The organism is Streptomyces sp. NPDC058872, from assembly GCF_042743065.1.
GTDB lineage: Bacteria > Actinomycetota > Actinomycetes > Streptomycetales > Streptomycetaceae > Streptomyces.
Map to the genome: position 1 here is coordinate 1 of NZ_JBHYMK010000042.1, position 19,346 is coordinate 19,346.

The following is a 19,346-nucleotide window of genomic DNA, read 5'->3' on the forward strand; positions in this document are numbered from 1 at the left end:
GCTGCGGATACCCGTAGGGCGAGGACGGCGGCTGCCCGTACGGCCCCGGCTGCCCCGGCTGCTGCGGATACCCGTAGGGGGGAGACGGCGGCTGCCCGTACGGCCCCGGCGCGGGCGGCGTCTGCGGCGGAACCGGCGGCACGGGAGGCGTGCCGGGGCCTTGGCCCGGTTCCTGTGGGGCTCCGAAGCCCCCCGGCGGTTGGTTGCTGGGCGGCTGGGTCATCAGCGGTTCCCCCTAGACGTGAACGGGTTTTCTTTCTACCACCCGCTCAGTGGCGCAAAAGCGACCGGTCCGCCCCTTGTTCCCAAGGGAGGACCGGCCCGTGATGGCGTCGTTATGCGTCCCCCGCCGAAGCGTCGGACTAGGCGTCCTCGGCCAACTCCAGCCAGCGCATCTCCAGTTCCTCGCGCTCCTCCACGAGCGCCCGGAGCTCTGCGTCGAGCTTGGCCACCTTCTCGAAGTCGGTGGCGTTGTCGGCGATCTGCGCGTGCAGCTTCGCCTCCTTGTCGGAGACCTTGTCGAGCTGGCGCTCGACCTTCTGCAGCTCCTTCTTCGCGGCTCGGGCGTCGGCGGCGGAGACGCCCGGCTTCTGCTGCGCGGGCGCGGCGGCGGGCGCCGGGGCGGACGCCTCGATCATCGTCCGGCGGCGCTCCAGGTACTCCTCGATGCCGCGCGGCAGCATCCGCAGGGTCTTGTCCCCGAGCAGCGCGAACGTCCGGTCCGTGGTGCGCTCGATGAAGAACCGGTCGTGGGAGATCACGATCATGGAGCCCGGCCAGCCGTCGAGGAGGTCCTCCAGCTGGGTCAGGGTCTCGATGTCGAGGTCGTTGGTGGGCTCGTCGAGGAAGAGGACGTTCGGCTCGTCCATCAGCAGGCGCAGCAGTTGGAGGCGGCGGCGCTCACCGCCGGAGAGGTCACCGACCGGAGTCCACTGCTTCTCCTTGCCGAAGCCGAACTGCTCGCAGAGCTGCCCGGCGGTCATCTCGCGCCCCTTGCCGAGGTCGACCCGGTCGCGGATCTGCTGCACGGCCTCCAGGACGCGCAGCGAGGCGGGCAGTTCGGTGACGTCCTGCGAGAGGTAGGCGAGCCGGACGGTCTTGCCGACGACGACCTTGCCGGCGGCGGGCTGCTGCTCGCCCTGGCTGACGGCCGCGTCGGCGAGCACCCGCAGGAGCGAGGTCTTGCCCGCGCCGTTGACGCCGACCAGGCCGATGCGGTCGCCGGGCCCGAGCTGCCAGGTGAGGTGCTTGAGGAGTTCCTTGGGGCCGGCGGTGACGGTCACGTCCTCCAGGTCGAAGACCGTCTTGCCGAGCCGGGCGTTGGCGAACTTCATCAGCTCGCTGGTGTCGCGCGGCGGCGGGACGTCGGCGATCAGCTCGTTCGCGGCCTCGATGCGGTAGCGCGGCTTGGAGGTGCGGGCGGGCGCTCCGCGCCGCAGCCAGGCCAGCTCCTTGCGCATCAGGTTCTGCCGCTTGGCCTCCTCGGTGGCCGCGATCCGCTCGCGCTCGGCGCGGGCGAAGACGTAGTCGGAGTAGCCGCCCTCGTACTCGTGCACGGCACCGCGCTGGACGTCCCACATCCGGGTGCAGACCTGGTCGAGGAACCACCGGTCGTGGGTGACGCAGACGAGTGCCGAGCGGCGGTTCTGGAGGTGGCCGGCGAGCCAGGCGATGCCCTCGACGTCGAGGTGGTTGGTGGGCTCGTCCAGGACGATCAGGTCCTGGTCGTCGATGAGGAGCTTGGCGAGCGCGATGCGCCGCCGCTCACCGCCGGAGAGCGGGCCGATGACGGTGTCGAGGCCCTTCTCGAAGCCGGGCAGGTCCAGGCCGCCGAAGAGGCCGGTGAGGACGTCGCGGATCTTGGCGCTGCCCGCCCACTCGTGGTCGGCCATCACGCCGATGACCTCGTGCCGGATGGTGGCTTCCGGGTCGAGCGAGTCGTGCTGGGTGAGCACGCCGAGGCGCAGCCCGCCGCTGTGGGTGACGCGACCGCTGTCGGCCTCCTCCAGCTTGGCGAGCATCCGGATGAGGGTGGTCTTGCCGTCGCCGTTGCGGCCGACGACCCCGATCCGGTCCCCTTCGGAGACCCCGAGCGAGACCCCGTCGAGCAGGGCACGGGTGCCGTACACCTTGCTGACGGCCTCGACATTGACCAGGTTGACGGCCACGTTGACTCCTGTACCGGGGATCGATCGACGTACCAGGGTACGTCGCCGTCGGGCGTGGGCCCCCGGGGCACCGGCGGGACCCCGGGTCCGCCGGAGGGGCGCCGCCTGCCGGGACGCACCCGCCGGCCGGCGGCGACGGTCAGCGGTCCGGGCGGCCCCGGCCCGCCCGCTCCACCAGGAGCCAGCCCGCCAGGGCCAGGGCGACGGCCGCGGGGGCGGTGACGGGGACGACGATCAGGGTGGCCGCGTGTCCGTCGAGGAGGCCCGCGAAGCCCGTCAGGGACAGGCCGAGCACGCCCAGCAGGGCCAGGGTGATGCCGAGGGCCGCGAGGGGCCCGCCCCGGCCGGTCGCCGGGACGGCCGGGACCGGGGCTTCGAAACGGCGGAAGGCGGCGACGAGCAGGGCCGTCAGGGCCGCCGCCGCGGCGAACCGGAGCGGGACCCGGGCCCACCAGGCGCCCGAGGCCGGGTCCGGGAGCTCCGTACCGAGCCCGAGCAGCACCCCGTACACCCCGAGCATGGCCGTGAGGTGCCAGAGGAAGGCCGTCATCGCGATCCCGTTGGCGGCGACCACCGCCCGCCACGCCCGGGGGCGGCCCGCGAGCCGGGCGCCCGGGCCCTTCAGCAGCTCGACCGCACCGACCAGCCACAGGCCGTGGCAGAGCAGTGCGAGGGTCGGCGGCGCCATGTTCGACACCCGTTCGCCGGGCATCCCGACCATGGACAGCGGGTACGGGCCGAGGGCGACGAGCGCACCGGCCCCGACCAGCCCCGCTCCGGCGAGCAGGGCCGGGCGGCGGATCATGCCGTCGGCGCGCAGGAAGCCGAGCTGGTGGACCGCCAGCCACACGAACCCGAAGTTCAGGAACTCGACGTGGGGCAGGCCCACCGCGAACCGCAGCAGGTCCACGGCGACCGCTCCGGCCGCCAGTGCGGCGAACGCGCCCCACCCCCAGCGCTCGTGGAGCCGCAGCAGCGGCGGGGTGAAGGCGACCATCGCCAGGTAGATCCCGATGAACCAGAGCGGCTGCGCGACCAGGCGCAGCGCGACGCCGGTGAGCCCCCCGTCCGCGCCGGCCGACCGGAGCAGCAGCGCGGCGGCGCCCCACACCCCGACGAACACCATCGTCGGCCGGAGCAGGCGTTGGAGCCGGGCCCGCAGGAAGGCCGCGTACTGCGGACGCGAGCGGTGGGCGAGGGCGTGCGAGAAGCCGCCGACGAAGAAGAACACCGGCATGACCTGGAAGACCCAGGTCGCCGCCTGGAGCTCCGGCACGACGGCCAGCAGGTTCCCGACCTGCCCGTCGGCGGTGACGGCCGCCATCAGCCAGTGGCCGAGGACGACGACCGCGAGGGAGGCGACCCGGAGCAGGTCGACGTACCGGTCCCGCGTCGCCGGTGTGGCGGCGGCGATGTCACGCGCGCTGGTTCCCATGGGGACAGCGTCCCGACCGCGGTGGGGCGGGCGTCAGCGCTCATGTACTCAGAGGGCGCGTGAGTACGTACGGAGGGCTGCCGTCGGCCGCGCGGGCGACCTCTCGGCCCTGGCTGCCGGACTCCTGGGCTCCCGGGCCGACGATCCGTCATGTTCGTGTTCCGTCATCCCCTTCCGAGGAGACGTCCATGTCCCGCGTCCCACGCCTGTCCGCGGTCGCCCTCGCCGCGGCCCTCGTCCTGCTCGTCGGCGGTCCCGCCTCGGCCGGCGAGCCGACCGTGTCCGACCCCCGGGTCGTCGCCCCCTTCGACTTCGCCGCCGGTCAGACCCCGGAGAACATCGCCCTGGAGCCGGACGGCTCCGCCGACCTGACCTTCGCCTTCGCCCGGCAGGTGGCCCGCGTCACGCGGGAGGGCGCCACCACGGTCCTCGCCACCCTGCCCGAGGTGGCCGACCCGCAGACCCCGGGACTCGGCGCGGCGATCGTCACCGGCATCGCCCGCGCCCATGACGGCACCCTGTACGTCAACTACGCCACCGGCACCGCCGAGAACGGCATCTGGCGCCTCGCGCCCGGCGGCGGAGCGCCCGAGCAGATCGTCGCCCTGCCCTCCGATGCCCTCCCCAACGGTCTCGCCCTCGACGAGGAGTGCGAGACCCTCTACGTCGCCGACTCGGCGCGCGGCCTCGTGTGGAGCGTGCCGCTGGACACCCGCACGCCCGCCGTCTGGGCCTCCGGGGCCGCGCTCGAACCGACTGCCGCGATCGCCTTCGGCGCCAATGGCCTCAAGGTCCACCACGGTGCCGTCTGGGTCTCCAACACCGCCCGCTCGACCCTGCTCCGCATCCCGATCGGAGAGGACCGGGCCGCCGGCCCGATCGAGACCAGGGCCACCGGGCTCACCACGATCGACGACTTCGGCTTCACCGGGCACGGCGACACCGTCCTCGCCGCGCTGGTCATGGAGGGCCGGCTGGAGCTCGTCCGCCCGGACGGCACCCACCGGACCGTGCTCACCGCCGCGGACGGCCTCGACAACCCGACCTCGGTGGCGGTCCGCGCCAAGACCGTGTACGTGCCCAGTGCGGCCTACTTCACCCCGGTGAAGGACCCGAACCTGCTCCTGGCCCGGATCTCGAAGAACAAGCTCTAGCGGGGTCCGTCGAAGGCGGGTCCGTCCGCCCGGAGGGCGGGGCCGCGGTCCGCCCTCCGGGTCAGCCCGCCGTGTGGCGGCGGTCCCGGAGCCAGTGGGCGCACTTGACGGCGTAGCAGACGGCCAGGAGCAGCACACCGGCCGGGACGAGCCAGAACAGGGGCTCCGCCACCGCGAGGCTCAGCATCACGCCGCTGATGAACAGCAGGCTGCCGACGGCGTCCAGCAGGTCGAGGCGGCCCCGGGTGCGGGTGGTGGGGTCGGATCCGCGCATCCGGCGGATGACGGGCACCAGGCCGAGGATCTGGAGGAAGAGCAGGCCGAACGTGAGGGGGAGGAACCAGCCGGGTGTCTCCATGGGCCGGATCGTACCGGCGGTCCGTGGCCGTGGGGAGGCACGGGCCTTGCCGCACGGAAAACGGAGAGCGGCGGAGGGTGCTGCTCCGTGGCGGTGGGGAACGGCCGTTGCCGGTCGCCCGCCGCGCTGCCGGGCGGTGCTGGCCGTGCGGACGGTGCCGGGCGGGGTGCGGAAGTCCCTTCCGCCCCCGCGCGCCCGGCGCCGCCCTTGACCGAGCGGCGTTGACGACGGGTCCTAGAGGACCCTCGCCCCCTGCGCCGGCGAGGTCGCCGGCCGGGCCGTCCGGCAGGTGCCGGACGCGAGGAGCGCGGCGGCGACCGCCTCCGCCGCCTCCGCGTCCTTCACCAGGAACGCCGTCGTCGGGCCCGAGCCCGACACCAGGGCGGCGAGGGCGCCCGCCCGGGTGCCGGCGGCCAGGGTCTCGGCGAGCGAGGGGCGCAGGGAGAGCGCCGGCGCCTGGAGGTCGTTGACGAGGGCGCCCGCGAGGGCGACGGCGTCGCCGGTGCGCAGGGCGTCGAGCAGGGCCGGGGAGGCGGCCGGCTCGGGAACCTCGACGCCTTCGGTGAGGCGGTCGAACTCGCCGTACACCGCCGGGGTGGAGAGCCCGCCGTCGGCGACGGCGAACACCCAGTGGAAGGCGCCCCCGACCGGCAGCCCGGTGAGCTTCTCGCCCCGCCCGGTGCCGAGCGCCGCTCCGCCGACCAGGCTGAAGGGCACGTCGGAGCCGAGTTCGGCGCAGATCTCCAGCAGCACCTCGCGGGGCGTGTCCAGGCCCCACAGGGCGTCGCAGGCCAGCAGCGCGCCCGCACCGTCGGCGCTGCCGCCCGCCATGCCGCCGGCGACCGGGATGTCCTTCCGGATGTGCAGGTGCACGTCCGGGGAGATGCCGTGGCGGGCGGCCAGCAGTTCGGCGGCGCGGGCGGCCAGGTTGCTGCGGTCCAGCGGCACCTTGTCGGCGTCCGGTCCCTCACAGGTGATCGTCAGCCGGTCGGCGGGGGTCGCGGTCACCTCGTCGTGGAGGGAGACGGCGAGGAAGACGTTGGCCAGGTCGTGGAAGCCGTCGGGCCGGGCCGCACCGACCGCGAGCTGGACGTTGACCTTGGCCGGCACCCGTACGGTCACGCTCACCGCTGCTTCGCCTCCGCGATCCGTGCGAACTCCTCCACCGTCAGCGACTCGCCGCGCGCCTGCGGCGAGACGCCCGCCTTGACCAGGGCCTCCTCGGCGGCGGCGGGCGAGCCCGCCCAGCCCGCGAGGGCCGCCCGCAGCGTCTTGCGGCGCTGGGCGAACGCCGCGTCGACGACCGCGAAGACCTCCTGCCGGGTGGCGGTGGTCGGCAGCGGTGCGGTGCGGCGGACCAGGGAGACGAGGCCGGAGTCGACGTTCGGCGCGGGCCAGAAGACGTTGCGGCCGATGGCGCCGGCCCGCTTCACCTCGGCGTACCAGTTGGCCTTCACCGACGGGACGCCGTAGACCTTGTTCCCGGGGCGTGCGGCGAGCCGGTCGGCGACCTCGGCCTGGACCATGACGAGGGTCCGCTCGATGGTCGGGAAGCGTTCCAGCATGTGCAGCAGGACCGGCACGGCCACGTTGTACGGCAGGTTGGCGACGAGCGCGGTCGGCGGCGGGCCCGGGAGTTCCCGCACCAGCATCGCGTCGGAGTGGACGAGCGCGAAGCGGTCGGCGCGGGCCGGCATGCGGGCGGCGATCGTGGCGGGCAGCGCCGCGGCGAGCACGTCGTCGATCTCGACGGCCGTCACGCGGTCGGCGGCCTCCAACAGGGCCAGGGTGAGGGAGCCGAGTCCCGGCCCCACCTCCACGACCACGTCCTCGGGCTGGACCTCCGCCGTGCGGACGATCCGCCGGACGGTGTTGGCGTCGATGACGAAGTTCTGGCCCTTCTGCTTCGTGGGGCGCACGCCGAGGGCGGCGGCCAGCTCACGGATGTCGGCGGGGCCGAGGAGGGCGTCGGGGCTTTCGGGGCCGGTGGTGGTGCTCACCGGTACAGCCTACGGGGCACGGCTGCGGCCCACCTACGGCTCATCGCCGCGGCACGGCCCGGACGCTCACCGGTACAGGCGACGGCCGCAGTGCGGCCACGGGCTCGCCCCGCGCTGCACGTAGAGCTTCTTCGCCCGGAAGGTCTGCTCGGCCGCGGGGGCGTCCTGGGCGACTCCGCGACCGCCCAGGGAGCGCCAGGTGCCGGGGTCGAACTGGTAGAGCCCGCCGTACGTCCCCGAGGGGTCGACCGCGTTCGGCCGGCCGCCGGACTCACAGGCGGCGAGCGCGCCCCAGTCGAGTCCGTCGGCCCCGGCGACGGAGGTGGGCAGCGGCTTGGCGCCGACCCGCACCTTGCGGTTGACGGGTGCGCGGACGATCTCCTCGCCGGTCCGGCGGGGCCGCTCCCGGACGCCGTTGACGGTCCGCAGGCTGTAGGTGACGCGGCGGACGCCCGGAACGCCCTGCCGTTCGACGACCTCGGTGCCCGCGAACAGTTCGGGGTCACGGGTCCGCTCGACGGCGTACGGCACGGACTCCTCGCGCACCTGCCGGGAGCCGGTGATCCGCAGCACGTTCACCGTCTGGCCGTCGCGGGGGAAGGAATCGGGGGCGACGGAGGTGGCGTCCTGTCCGGAGAGCGTGATCCCGGCCTCGGCGAGGGCTTCCCGCACGGTGGCGGCGTTCGTGCGGACGGTCCGCTCGCGCCCGTCGGCGAGGAAGGTCACGGCCCGCTCGGTGCGGACGTCGAGCGCCAGGCCCCGCCGGGAGATCGGGGCGGAACGGGACACCGACAGGTAGGCGCCCTCCGCACGGACTCCGAGCTGGCGCAGCGCCCCCTCGACGTCCTGGGCGGTCGTCCACACCTGTCGGCGCCGTCCGTCGAGGGTGAGGAAGACCGGCCGCCCGTAGCGGACGGCGATCTCGTCCCCGTCGGCCAGGGCCTCGGTGGGGCCGGGGGCGACGATGTCGTGCGGGCCGACGGTCAGGCCCTCGTCGGCGAGGAGCTCCTCGACGTCGTCGGCGAAGGTGTGGAAGGTGCGCGGGACGCCGTCGACGGAGAGCCGGACGGCCTTGTCGTCGGCGACGAAGGCCGTGGTGCCGCCGGCCAGGAAGGCGACGACGAGGGCTTGCGGAACGAGCCTGCGCAGCCCGTCCGCGGCGGCGCCGGCCCTCCCCGGGGCCCGGCGCCGCCGGGCGGTGCGGCGGACGCCGGCACGCGCGTCCTGCCCGGGGACGCCGACGGCGGGGGCGGGCGGCGCGGTGGGCGCCGTCCGGGTCGGCTGCTCGTCCACGGGCAGGGTGGTGCCCGCCCCTCGCCGTCCGGCTCGGCGACTGCCCTGGGAAGTGCTCACGAGGCCGGGACCCTAGGCGCAGCCCACCGTCACCCCTCGTAGCGAACCCGGGACTTTAAGTGATCGTTATGGATCAGTAATCGAAGGCCCGGGCGGTGTTCACGGCGATCGCCTCCGCCAGTTCGTCCTCCCCGATGCCGCGGACCGCGGCCATGGCCCGGACGGTGACCGGGATCAGGTACGGGGCGTTCGGCCGGCCCCGGAAGGGCGCCGGGGTGAGGAAGGGGGCGTCGGTCTCGACGAGGACCAGTTCCAGCGGGGCGACCGCGAGCGCGTCCCGCAGCGGCTGGGCGTTCTTGAAGGTGACGTTGCCGGCGAAGGACATGTAGTAGCCCTTGGCGGCACAGATCTCGGCCATGGCGGCGTCGCCGGAGTAGCAGTGGAAGACGGTCCGCTCGGGGGCGCCCTCCTCCTCCAGGACGCGCAGCACGTCGGCGTGGGCCTCCCGGTCGTGGATGACCAGGGCCTTGCCGTGCCGCTTGGCGATCTCGATGTGGGCGCGGAAGGAACGCTCCTGCGCGGCGATGCCCTCCGGCCCCGTGCGGAAGAAGTCGAGGCCGGTCTCGCCGACCCCGCGCACCTGCGGCAGGGCGGCGAGCCGGTCGATCTCGCCGAGGGCGTCGTCGAGGGCGGCTTCGCCGCCGCCGTCGCGGGCCCCCTGTCGGGACCGGCCGTCGGGGTCGCCCAGGACGATCCTCGGGGCCTCGTTGGGGTGCAGCGCGACGACGGCGTGCACCTTCTCGTGCGCGGCTGCCGTCTCGGCGGCCCACTGCGAGCTCTTCACGTCACAGCCGACCTGGACGACCGTGGTCACGCCGACGGCGGCGGCCTTGACCAGGGCCTCCTCGACGGTCCCGGACTGCAGGTCCAGGTGGGTGTGCGAGTCCGCGACCTCCACGAGGAGGGGTTCGGGCAGCGGCGGCGGGGCGTCCTTGGCAGTCATGCCCCGATCGTACGAGGGCCGCGCGCGCCCGCGCGCAGGGTTGCCGGCGCCTCCGTCCCCCGGAGGCACCGGTGAGGGGGGCGGGCCCCCGGCCCGACTACTGGCGGCGCCGGAAGGGGTGCAGGAGGTCCGACAGGTGCCAGTGGTGCGGCACCGGCGGCTTCTCGGGGGCGTCCGCAGTGAGCTCCTGCCCGATGGGCCCCGCGGGCGAGACGGGCTTCGTCGCCCGCGCTCCGTGGTGGTGCTTCTCGGTCGCGGCGATCAGGTCGAGCACCGACGACACCTGCCCCGCGCGCATGATCCGGACGACGTGACCGCCGCAGTTCATGCAGGTGGGACTGGACAGCGGGGACGGGACCCGCTCCCCGTCGGCCTTGTAGACGACGAATTCGTGGCCGGCGGCGTCGACGTGGTGCTCGATGTCGTACGCCTGCTCCCAGCCGTATCCACACCGCATGCAGGCGAAGGCGTATGCCTCATGGGCGACGGATATGCCGGTGCCGGTGATCTCGCTCATGCCATGCTCCTCTCCACTGATCAGTGGACGCCTTTTCGGGCCGGAGCGCATCAGCGCGGGACGAACCATGGAAGGCTTTTGGCTCTTCCCTTGCCAAGCGCCCTGCGGAGAGTCCCGGCGCCGGGTTCGGCTTTGCCTTTCAGGTTAGTCCTTTACCCTTCGCGGGGCCCGATGCGTCCGCATTCTTTGCCGCCACCACGGCATCGAACACCTCCCGCTTGGGAAGGCCCGCTGCGGCCGCGACCGCGGCGATCGCCTCCTTGCGCCGCTCCCCCGCCTCCTCGCGCACCCGCACCCTGCGCACCAGCTCCTCCGCGTCGAGCTCGGCGGGCCCGGTCTCCGGGGCGCCCTCGACGACCACGGTGATCTCGCCCCTGACCCCCTCGGCCGCCCAGGCGGCGAGCTCGGCCAGCGGCCCCCGCTTGACCTCCTCGTACGTCTTGGTCAGCTCGCGGCAGACCGCGGCCCGACGCTCGCCGCCGAAGACCTCGGCCATCGCGGCGAGGGTGTCGTCCAGCCGGTGCGGGGCCTCGAAGTAGACGAGGGTCCGCCGCTCGTCCGCGACCTCGCGGAGCCGACCGAGGCGCTCGCCGGCCTTGCGCGGCAGGAAGCCCTCGAAGCAGAAGCGGTCCACCGGCAGACCGGAGAGCGCGAGGGCGGTGAGCACGGCCGACGGGCCGGGAACCGCGGTGACCTTGACGTCCTGCTCGACGGCGGCGGCGACGAGCCGGTAGCCGGGGTCCGACACGGACGGCATGCCCGCGTCGGTCACCAGCAGCACCCGGGCGCCGCCGACGAGGGCCTCGACCAGCTCCGGCGTGCGGGCGGACTCGTTGCCCTCGAAGTACGAGACGACCCGTCCCGTGGTGTGGATGCCGAGCGCCCGGGTGAGGCCGCGCAGCCTCCGGGTGTCCTCGGCGGCCACGATGTCCGCGCGCTCCAGCTCCGCGGCCAATCGGGGCGGAGCGTCCGCGATGTCACCGATGGGGGTCCCTGCGAGTACCAACGTTCCAGTCACACGAGACATCCTCCCAGCCCGGACAGGCGACGCGCACAGGCACAGTCCCTACGATGGCGCGGTGACCAGTACCGCACCCGAGGCCCTGGAAGGCCAGCACCCCATGGCGGAGACCGTGGCAGAGCCCTCTTCGTGGCAGCGGAGGCTGCGGCGCTTCGGCTATCCGCCGCCCGGCCCGGACGCCGCACCGCCCATCGGGCTGCGCGAACGGCTCGTCCCCCCGTACACCCGGCCCTCCGCCCGGACGTGGTCGCTCCTGGGCATCGGCCCCGGCCCCGCCGAGCGGCTGTGGCGGCTGATGGCCTGGGGCGGACCGCTGCTGGTCACGGCCGTCGCCGGCCTGCTGCGCTTCTGGAACCTGGGCAAGCCGCGCGCGGTGATATTCGACGAGACGTACTACGCCAAGGACTCCTGGGCCCTGATCAACCAGGGGTACGAGGGCGCCTGGCCGAAGGACATCGACAAGACGATCCTGCAGGACCCCGACTCGGTCCTGGTGCCCACCGACCCCGGCTACGTCGTCCACCCGCCGATGGGCAAGTGGATGATCGGCCTCGGCGAGAAGCTCTTCGGCTTCGAGCCCTTCGGCTGGCGGTTCATGGTGGCGCTGCTCGGCACCCTGTCGGTGCTGATGCTGTGCCGGATCGGCCGCCGCCTCTTCCGCTCGACCTTCCTCGGCTGCCTGGCCGGCCTCCTGCTCGCCGTCGACGGCCTGCACTTCGTGATGAGCCGCACCGCGCTCCTCGACCAGGTGCTGATGTTCTTCGTGCTCGCCGCCTTCGGTTGTCTCGTCCTCGACCGGGACCGGACCAGGAAACGGCTCGCCGCCGCGCTGCCCGAGGACGAAGAGGGGGTGCTGCGGCCCGACGCCGAGGTCGCGGAGTCCCTGCGCCTGGGCTGGCGCCCGTGGCGGATCGCGGCCGGGGTGTCCCTCGGCCTCGCGGCGGCGACCAAGTGGAACGGCCTGTACGTGATGGTCGCCTTCGGCCTGCTCACGGTCCTGTGGGACGTCGGCGGCCGACGCACGGCCGGCGCCGTCCGCCCGTACCTCGCGGTCGTCAAGAAGGACCTGCTGCCGGCGTTCGTCTCGGTCGTGCCGGTGGCCCTGGCCACCTACCTGGCGACCTGGACCGGCTGGCTGGTCAGCGACAAGGGCTACTTCCGCAACTGGGCCGCCGAACAGGACAAGCTGACCGGCGGCGGCACCTGGAGCTGGCTCCCGGACTGGCTGCGCAGCCTCTGGCACTACGAGACCGAGGTGTACACCTTCCACGTGGGCCTCACCTCGCCCCACACGTACCAGTCGAACCCCTGGTCCTGGATCGTCCTCGGTCGCCCCGTCTCGTACTTCTACGAGTCCCCCGCCCCCGGCACCAAGGGCTGCCCGGCCGACGCGGCCGAGAAGTGCGCCCAGGAGGTCCTCGCCCTCGGCACCCCCCTCCTGTGGTGGGCCGCCTGCTTCGCCGTCCTGTACGTCCTGTGGCGCTGGGCCTTCCGCCGCGACTGGCGCGCGGGCGCGATCGCCTGCGGCATCGCGGCCGGCTGGCTCCCCTGGTTCCTCTACCAGGAACGCACCATCTTCCTCTTCTACGCGGTCGTCTTCGTGCCCTTCCTGTGCCTGGCGGTGGCCATGATGCTGGGCGCGATCATCGGCCCCCGCGGCTCCTCGGAAAGGCGCCGGACCTTCGGCACGGTGGCGGCGGGCTGTCTCGTCCTGCTCATCGTCTGGAACTTCATCTACTTCTGGCCCATCTACACCGGGACCCCCATTCCACTGGACCAGTGGAGGAACCGGATGTGGCTCGACACCTGGGTGTAGCAGGGGAAATGCGGCGAGGGGGCGCGACCGGCGGTCGCGCCCCCTCGGCGGCCCGGGCCTCGGCCGAGGGACGGGGACCGGATGTCCGGACGCCCCGCACGGGTACGGCCCGGACCCCGTCTGTCAGAGGGCGTGCCTAGGCTGTTGCCGAAATCGATCAAGCAGCGGGGCCGTGCGAAGAGGGCGCCACCAGGTGGGTGGGGCGGCCGTACCGGCAGCGCGCGAGGACTGCACGAACCGCATCGGGGGCCAGGTGCACTCCGGGGAAAGAGGGCAGGGGACCATGAGTGTGGCCGAGAGTTGGTCGCGCGTGATGCGTCTGCTTCGGGAGCACGCGCCGGCCGATCACGCGGATCTGCCCGGGCCCGCCACGGAGCAGATGCTCGCGGCAGCCGAGGAACGGATGGGGATCTCCCTGCATGGGGACCTGCGGACGTGGCTGTTGCAGAACAACCTGGATCTGTCGGAGGAAGACTTCGACGACAAAGTGCAATGTTGCGGTTTCGATGGGTTCCCCGACGAGGGGAGCTTCTTTCTGGGCATCCGGGCGATGGAGGGGCTCTACGCGAACCATTCCACGCCCTGTGGATTCGACCCTCCGGACCAGCCGGACAACCCGTTCTGGCGCAATGAGTGGATCCCGTTCCTGTCGGACCACGACGGCTGGACGGGCAAGTTCGTCGATGTGCGGGACGGGCGTGTCGGCAGCTGGTTCGTGGGTGACATCACGGTCACCGGCGAATACGAATCGATGGCCCGGTATTTCGACTCCGTCGCGGAGATGCTGACGAAGATCGCCGATGGCAGCTACCCCGTCTGCGGGATCACCGAAGGTCGACTCGTCTGGTCGTGAGACGGTTCCCGACCGCAAGGCGGCCACCGCCGGTCCTTCCCCACGCCCAACGGGCGGAGGAAGTGCGGCGAGGAGGGCGTGCGGAGGAGGGTCAGAACATGGTGTTGTCGTTCTCGGAGGTGGACGGGATCACCTGGAGGACGTCCCAGTGCTCGACGATCCTGCCGCCGGCGTCGAAGCGGAAGATGTCGATGCCCGCGTACTCCTCCTCCGGCCAGGTCTGGTGGCAGTGGAGGACCACGTGGTCGCCTTCGGCCAAGGCCCGCTTGAACGCGACCCGCTTGCCCGGGTACTCGGCGGCCATGCGCGCGAAGTAGTCGATGAACGCCTGCTTGCCGTCACCGACGTGCGGATTGTGCTGGACGTAGGCATCGCCGGCGTACCGGTCGATGGCCTCGGCGGGGCGGCACTGGTTGAACATCAGGTCGTAGAACGCCTGAGCCGTGGCCTTGTTCTTCTCCGGGTCGCTCATGCTGCCACCGTAGGGTCGGGGTCCGGGTGGGGCACGGCGGGTGCGTCGAGCAGGTGGTCGGGCCCGACGGGGGCGAGCGGATCTCGGCCGGCGGAGAAACGACCGGCCCCGGGGTCGGCACGGACCTCGGCTTCCCCCGGTCGCCGCGGTCCGGTGGGGAAGCGGACGCGCCGAAGGCCAGTTGACATATGTGGCGAAAGTTTCTCGACATGCACGAGGGACGCTGCTTCACTGGACGGCCGCCTGGGGGAGGGGAACCACAGTCATGCGCAGTGGCACGAAGGTCGCGATCGTCGGAGGGGTGTTCGCCGTCGTGGCGAGCGGCGTCGGGTACGGGGGCTACAACCTCTGGAACGGCATCACGGGCGGTGACTCGAGCATCGGGACCCGCGCCGGGGACGCGCCGCGGACCGGCCCGGTCACCGCCGACGAGATCACGGCCACCGCGAAGGACTTCCTGGCCGCCTGGGCCGCCGGGGAGCCGGAGCGGGCGGCCCAGCTGACGAACGACCCGGTCACGGCAGGGCCCGCGGTGGCCGCCTACCGGGAGGGCGCGAGCATCTCGAAGGCCGTGATCACCCCGGGCACCCCGGTCGGGGCGAAGGTGCCGTTCACGGTGAAGGCCACCGTCTCGTACGAGGGCGCGTCCAAGGACTGGTCGTACGCCTCGGAGCTGACCGTGGTCCGCGGGCAGACCACCGGCCGGCCGCTCGTGGAGTGGCGGTCGACCGTGCTCCACCCGAAGCTGACGGCCTCCGCGACCCTGCGCACGGGACGTGCCGAGACCGCCGCGGTGAAGGCCGTCGACCGCAACGAGGTGGAACTGACCGCGGAGCAGTACCCCTCCCTGGGGCCGGTCCTGAACGAGCTGCGCAGGCGGTACGGGGCGAAGGTCGACGGCACCGCGGGCATCGAGACCTGGATCGACTCGGGCACCACGGACGTCGCCGACACCCCCCTGCTCGTCCTGCGCGAAGGGAAGCCGGGCGTGCTGAAGACCACCATCGACGCGGACGTCCAGGCGGCGGCGGAGAAGGCGGTCAAGGGGTTCCAGAAGGCCTCGGTGGCCGCGATCGAGCCGTCGACGGGGGCGATACGGGCGGTCGCCAACAACCCGGTCGCCGAGTTCAACGTCGCGCTCCAGGGCCAGCAGGCCCCCGGCTCCACGATGAAGATCGTCACGGCGGCGATGATGATGGAACACGGACTGGCGACTCCCCGCAGTCGGGTCGAGTGTCCGCCCGACGTCCTGTCGAGGGGGAGGACCTTCCAGAACCTCGACAGGTTCTCCATCCCCGACGCCACCCTCACCGACGCCTTCAGCCGCTCCTGCAACACCGCCTTCATCAAGGCGATCACCACGCTCAGCGGCAAGGGCGTCGCGGACACCGCCCTCGGGACGACCGCCCGCCGCTGGTTCGGCATCGGCGAGGAGTGGAACATCGGCGTCGGCGCGTGGGACGGCAGCGTCCCCGAGTCGGTCGGGAACGAGACGTCCGCTTCCTACATCGGCCAGGGCAAGATCACGATGAGTGCCCTGAACGTCGCCTCGCTCTCCGCCACCGCCAAGAACGGCGGCTTCCGCCAGCCGTACCTGGTCGCGAGGGAACTCGACGACCGCCCGTTCGCCCAGGCCGAACGGCTGCCCAGCACCATCGCCTCCGGGCTGCGCGGAATGATGAAGGCGGCGGCCACCGACGCACACGGCACCGCCACCCGGACGATGATCGGGGTGCCCCGGCCCAAGGGCGCCAAGACCGGCTCCGCCGAGGTCGACGGCCAGGTCTCCAACAGCTGGTTCACCGGCTACTCCGGGGACCTCGCCGCGGCGGCCGTCGTCCAGGAGGGCGGCCACGGCGGCGACGCGGCGGGCCCCGTCGTCGCACAGGTCCTCAAGGCGGGGTGGTGACCGCGCGGCGAAACCCCGTCGCATGCCCCGTACACCGACCGCTAGCGTGCGGCCATGACCGCTGAGAACGACGCCCCCTCCCCCGCCCATCCCCGGTTCGCCTCCGCCCTCCGGGAGTTGGGGGTCGACGTCGACGTCCGGCGCTTTCCGGACGAGACCCGCACCGCCCGGCAGGCCGCCGAGGCCATCGGCTGCGAGGTCGCCGAGATCGTGAAGTCCCTGGTCTTCGCGGCGGACGGGGTGCCCGTCCTCGTCCTGGTGGACGGCGCCGCACGGGTGGACGTCAAGCGGGTGCGGCAGGAGTTGGGCGCGGCGGAGGTGACCCGGGCGGACGCGAAGACCGTCCGGGAGACCACCGGGTACGCGATCGGGGGCGTGCCCCCGTTCGGGCACCGCACCCGGACGCGGGTCCTCGCCGACCGGGGGATCCTCGACCACGACGTGGTGTGGGCGGCGGCGGGCACCCCGCACACGGTCTTCGCGATGCCCCCGAAGGAACTGGTCGGGCACTCCGGCGCCACCCTGGTGGACGTCCGCGAGCCCGCCGCGTGACCCCGCTCGTCGCGTTCGCGGTCCTCGTCGCCGCGGTCACCCACGCCGGCTGGAACGCGATCGCCCACGGCATCAAGGACCAGCTGCTCTCCTTCACGCTGATCTCCGGCGGCGGGGCGCTGATCGGTCTGGTCACGGCCTGCTTCGTGCCGCTCCCGGCCGCGGGGGCCTGGCCGTACCTGATCGCCTCGGCGCTCCTCCACATCGGCTACTACGCCCTGCTGATGCGCTCGTTCACGCTCGGCGACTTCGGCCAGATGTATCCGATCGCCCGCGGTACGGCACCACTGGCCGTCACGGCCCTCGCGGCGGCCTTCGTCCACGAGGTGCCGGGCGGCTGGCAGTTGCTGGGCGTGGCGGTGGCCTGCGCGGGCCTGACCGGACTGGCGCTGTGGGGCATCCGGGGCAAGGGGACCCGTCCGCACTGGCCGGCGCTCCTCGCCGCGGGCGCGACGGGCCTGGCGATCGCCCTCTACACCGTCGTCGACGGCGTCGGCGTCCGCGCCTCCGGCACCCCGCTCGGCTACATCGCCTGGCTGATGGTCCTGGAGGGCCTCGTGATCCCGGCGTACGCCCTGTGGACCCGCCGCGCGGCGCTGCTGCCCCAACTCCGCCCGTACGCCGCGCGGGGGCTCCTCGGGGCGGCGCTCTCGGTCGCCGCGTACGCCCTCGTCCTGTGGGCCCAGACGAAGGCTCCCCTCGCCCCGATCGCCGCGCTCCGGGAATCCTCCATCATCGTGGGCGCGGCCATCGGCGCCGTCTTCTTCAAGGAGCGCTTCGGCGCCCCGAGGGTCGCGGCGGCGGGCCTGATGGTGGTGGGCATCGGACTGATGCTGCGGGCGGGATGAGCCCCGTCCCGCCGGAGCGGGGTCGGGGTGCGGAGCGCCTCGCCGTGCTCGAGGCGGAGTGCGCACGGCTGGTCGCGCTCGGCGCGGTGCACCCGAAGATCCTGGTCGCCGACGAGGAAAACGAGTCCTGCGTCCTGATGCAGGACATCGAGGGCAACGAGTTCTGTCTTGACTGACCGCCCGGCCCTCCGGTGCCGCCCGGCGGTTGCCGCCCGGCGGTTGCCGTCCGTTCGGGCCCGAGGGGCGGGCCGCCACGCGGGTTCAGTCGCCCAGCACTTCCGCGAAATGCGTGTTCACCGCCAGGAGGCCGCCGTCCACGCGGAGGGTGGTGCCCGTGATCCAGGACGCGTCCCGGGAGGCGAGGAAGGCGACGGCGGCGGCCACGTCCTCCGGGGTGCCGACGCGGCCCAGGGGGTAGACCCGGGCGGCCAGGGCCGCGAGGTCGGTCTCCCGGCCCGCCCAGGCCGTGGTGGCGATCGTGCCCGGGTTGACCTGGTTGACCCGGACCCCGCGCGGCGCCGCGTCGCCGGCCAGCGTGCGGGTGAGGGAGGCGAGGGCCGCCTTCGCCGCGCTGTACGCGTGGCCGCCGAAGTCCGCCTCCGCGTTGACCGACCCGATGGTGACGATCGCCCCGCGCCCGTCGGCCGCCGCGAGGTGCGGGAGTGCCGCCCGGGAGCAGCGGACGGCGCCCATCAGCGTGACGCCCCACTGGCCGGTCCAGCCCTCGTCGGGCTCGTCCTCGAAGCGGTCCCGGTCGGCGGCGACGGGCGCGAGGGCGTTGTTGACCAGGACGTCGAGGCCGCCGAAGGCCGTGACCGCGTGGGCGACGGCCGCGTCCACCGACTCCTGGTCGCCGACGTCGCAGCGCAGCGCCGCCGCCCCGGGGAGCGGCTCGGCCGTCCTGCGGGCCGCCTCCTCGTCGATGTCCGTGACGAGGACCCGTGCGCCCTCCGCCGCGAGCCGCCGGGCGGTGGCCGCGCCGATGCCGCGGGCCGCGCCCGTCACCAGTGCCGCGTGTCCTTCGAAGCGCCGTCTGAGATCCATGGGGCGATCCCAGCACCGGACACGGTCACCGCGACACCCCTTTCGCCGTACCGGTCCCCCCCGATCCCCCGATCCCCCGGTCCCCCGGTCCTGCCGGCCCCCGGCGGCCCCGCCGTTCGCGCCCGGGGTGCCGGGGGCCGGGGTGCCGGGGTGCCGGGGCAGGATGCCGGGGCAGGATGCCGGGCCCGGACGGCCCCCGACCGCAAGGGCGTGGAAACGTGCTCGCGGATGGCGCCGCGTGGGGGGATGCTCCACGGGGGCTCCGTCGAAGGGGAGAAGGAAAGAATGGGTCAGCTCGTCGCCGTAGCGGTCATCACCGTCCTGGCGGTCATCAGCCCGGGTGCCGATTTCGCCATGACCGTCCGGAACAGCTATCTGTACGGGCGGACCGCCGGCGTTCTCGCGGCCGTCGGCATCTCCCTCGGCGTTCTCGTCCACGTCACCTACACCATGCTGGGCGTGGGGCTCCTGGTGACCCGGACCCCCGCGCTCTTCACGGCGATGAAGCTGGTGGGCGCCGCGTATCTGGTGTACGTCGGCTACAAGACCTTCGTCGCCAGGGCCCGGGTCGACATCGACCTGTCGGAGAGCGGCGGCCCTTCGAAGGCGGGGGCGTTGCGCACCGGGTTCCTGACGAACGCCCTCAACCCGAAGACCATGCTCTTCGTGCTGAGCACGTACACCCAGGTGGTCAGCGTCGACACCCCCGTCTTCCAGCAGGTCGGTTACGGGCTGTTCATGTCGGTGGCGCACCTGGGCTGGTTCGCGCTGGCCGCCGTGCTCTTCTCCAACCCGGCCCTGCGCAACCGGCTGTTGCAGCGGCAGACCGTGCTCAACAAGGTCATCGGGGCCGTGCTCGTCGCGCTCGGCATGGTGCTCGCCCTGACGCCGGCCGTCGCCTGA

18 protein-coding genes and 1 pseudogene are annotated in these 19,346 nt (G+C 73.2%); 8 read left to right on the forward strand and 11 right to left on the reverse strand.

What is annotated here, in order from left to right; all coding sequences use genetic code 11:
- Nucleotides 1-362: 362 nt before the first annotated feature.
- Both ACFW22_RS24345 and ACFW22_RS24350 read right to left on the reverse strand, forming a co-directional pair.
- The gene (locus ACFW22_RS24345; RefSeq protein ID WP_386408285.1) at nt 363-2,168 is read right to left on the reverse strand and encodes an ABC-F family ATP-binding cassette domain-containing protein; all 1,806 of its coding nucleotides are present in this window, start codon (nt 2,166-2,168) and stop codon (nt 363-365) included.
- A 139-nt stretch (nt 2,169-2,307) separates the two neighbouring features.
- Nucleotides 2,308-3,603 carry an acyltransferase gene (locus tag ACFW22_RS24350; RefSeq protein ID WP_386408287.1) on the reverse strand — a complete coding sequence of 432 codons (1,296 nt, stop codon included), beginning with the start codon at nt 3,601-3,603 and terminating at the stop codon, nt 2,308-2,310.
- A gap of 188 nt (nt 3,604-3,791) precedes the next feature.
- On the opposite strand from ACFW22_RS24350, the gene ACFW22_RS24355 reads away from it, so the two are divergent.
- Nucleotides 3,792-4,757, forward strand: a complete 966-nt coding sequence (locus ACFW22_RS24355; RefSeq protein ID WP_386408289.1) for a hypothetical protein — start codon at nt 3,792-3,794, stop codon at nt 4,755-4,757.
- Between the two features lie 61 nt (nt 4,758-4,818).
- Here ACFW22_RS24355 and ACFW22_RS24360 read toward each other — a convergent pair whose 3' ends face one another.
- The 7 genes from ACFW22_RS24360 to rsmI all read right to left on the reverse strand — a co-directional run bounded on the left by ACFW22_RS24360 (nt 4,819) and on the right by rsmI (nt 10,955).
- Entirely contained in the window at nt 4,819-5,115 is a 297-nt protein-coding gene (locus ACFW22_RS24360) for a hypothetical protein (RefSeq protein WP_386408291.1), read from the reverse strand.
- A 234-nt stretch (nt 5,116-5,349) separates the two neighbouring features.
- Nucleotides 5,350-6,243 (reverse strand): 4-(cytidine 5'-diphospho)-2-C-methyl-D-erythritol kinase, encoded by an 894-nt coding sequence (locus ACFW22_RS24365; protein WP_386408293.1) that lies wholly within the window; start codon nt 6,241-6,243, stop codon nt 5,350-5,352.
- Nucleotides 6,240-7,115 (reverse strand): 16S rRNA (adenine(1518)-N(6)/adenine(1519)-N(6))-dimethyltransferase RsmA, encoded by an 876-nt coding sequence (gene rsmA / locus ACFW22_RS24370; RefSeq protein WP_386408295.1) that lies wholly within the window; start codon nt 7,113-7,115, stop codon nt 6,240-6,242. Before rsmA ends, ACFW22_RS24365 begins: the two co-directional genes overlap by 4 nt.
- 66 nt (nt 7,116-7,181) lie before the next feature.
- Nucleotides 7,182-8,468: a ubiquitin-like domain-containing protein gene (locus ACFW22_RS24375; protein WP_386408297.1), complete on the reverse strand. Its 1,287-nt coding sequence runs from the start codon at nt 8,466-8,468 to the stop codon at nt 7,182-7,184.
- A 73-nt stretch (nt 8,469-8,541) separates the two neighbouring features.
- The gene (locus tag ACFW22_RS24380; protein WP_386408299.1) at nt 8,542-9,411 is read right to left on the reverse strand and encodes a TatD family hydrolase; all 870 of its coding nucleotides are present in this window, start codon (nt 9,409-9,411) and stop codon (nt 8,542-8,544) included.
- 97 nt (nt 9,412-9,508) lie between these two features.
- Nucleotides 9,509-9,928: a hypothetical protein gene (locus tag ACFW22_RS24385; RefSeq protein WP_384885869.1), complete on the reverse strand. Its 420-nt coding sequence runs from the start codon at nt 9,926-9,928 to the stop codon at nt 9,509-9,511.
- A gap of 139 nt (nt 9,929-10,067) precedes the next feature.
- Nucleotides 10,068-10,955 carry a 16S rRNA (cytidine(1402)-2'-O)-methyltransferase gene (gene rsmI / locus ACFW22_RS24390; protein WP_386408302.1) on the reverse strand — a complete coding sequence of 296 codons (888 nt, stop codon included), beginning with the start codon at nt 10,953-10,955 and terminating at the stop codon, nt 10,068-10,070.
- 52 nt (nt 10,956-11,007) lie between these two features.
- Between rsmI and ACFW22_RS24395 the strand changes: the two genes are divergently transcribed.
- Complete coding sequence (locus tag ACFW22_RS24395) at nt 11,008-12,765, forward strand: dolichyl-phosphate-mannose--protein mannosyltransferase (protein WP_386408304.1); 1,758 nt, start codon at nt 11,008-11,010, stop codon at nt 12,763-12,765.
- A gap of 283 nt (nt 12,766-13,048) precedes the next feature.
- Nucleotides 13,049-13,618, forward strand: coding sequence for an SMI1/KNR4 family protein (locus tag ACFW22_RS24400; protein ID WP_386408306.1), 570 nt, complete (start codon nt 13,049-13,051; stop codon nt 13,616-13,618).
- Between the two features lie 91 nt (nt 13,619-13,709).
- Here the strand turns inward: ACFW22_RS24400 and ACFW22_RS24405 are convergent, their stop codons facing one another.
- On the reverse strand, nt 13,710-14,090 hold the full coding sequence (locus ACFW22_RS24405; RefSeq protein ID WP_386408308.1) for a nuclear transport factor 2 family protein: 381 nt from the start codon (nt 14,088-14,090) through the stop codon (nt 13,710-13,712).
- Nucleotides 14,091-14,355: 265 nt separating this feature from the next.
- Between ACFW22_RS24405 and ACFW22_RS24410 the strand changes: the two genes are divergently transcribed.
- The 4 genes and pseudogenes from ACFW22_RS24410 to ACFW22_RS24425 form a co-directional block, all read left to right on the forward strand.
- Nucleotides 14,356-15,999 carry a penicillin-binding transpeptidase domain-containing protein gene (locus ACFW22_RS24410; protein WP_386408310.1) on the forward strand — a complete coding sequence of 548 codons (1,644 nt, stop codon included), beginning with the start codon at nt 14,356-14,358 and terminating at the stop codon, nt 15,997-15,999.
- A 54-nt stretch (nt 16,000-16,053) separates the two neighbouring features.
- Nucleotides 16,054-16,551 carry a YbaK/EbsC family protein gene (locus ACFW22_RS24415; RefSeq protein ID WP_386408312.1) on the forward strand — a complete coding sequence of 166 codons (498 nt, stop codon included), beginning with the start codon at nt 16,054-16,056 and terminating at the stop codon, nt 16,549-16,551.
- Nucleotides 16,548-17,399 (forward strand): EamA family transporter, encoded by an 852-nt coding sequence (locus tag ACFW22_RS24420; protein WP_386408314.1) that lies wholly within the window; start codon nt 16,548-16,550, stop codon nt 17,397-17,399. The genes ACFW22_RS24415 and ACFW22_RS24420 overlap by 4 nt, the downstream gene beginning before the upstream one ends.
- A 26-nt stretch (nt 17,400-17,425) precedes the next feature.
- A pseudogene (locus ACFW22_RS24425) lies at nt 17,426-17,575 on the forward strand (VOC family protein); the annotation flags it as partial.
- Between the two features lie 85 nt (nt 17,576-17,660).
- Here ACFW22_RS24425 and ACFW22_RS24430 read toward each other — a convergent pair.
- On the reverse strand, nt 17,661-18,443 hold the full coding sequence (locus tag ACFW22_RS24430; RefSeq protein ID WP_386408316.1) for an SDR family NAD(P)-dependent oxidoreductase: 783 nt from the start codon (nt 18,441-18,443) through the stop codon (nt 17,661-17,663).
- 285 nt (nt 18,444-18,728) lie between these two features.
- Between ACFW22_RS24430 and ACFW22_RS24435 the strand changes: the two genes are divergently transcribed.
- Nucleotides 18,729-19,346 carry a LysE family translocator gene (locus ACFW22_RS24435; RefSeq protein WP_386408318.1) on the forward strand — a complete coding sequence of 206 codons (618 nt, stop codon included), beginning with the start codon at nt 18,729-18,731 and terminating at the stop codon, nt 19,344-19,346.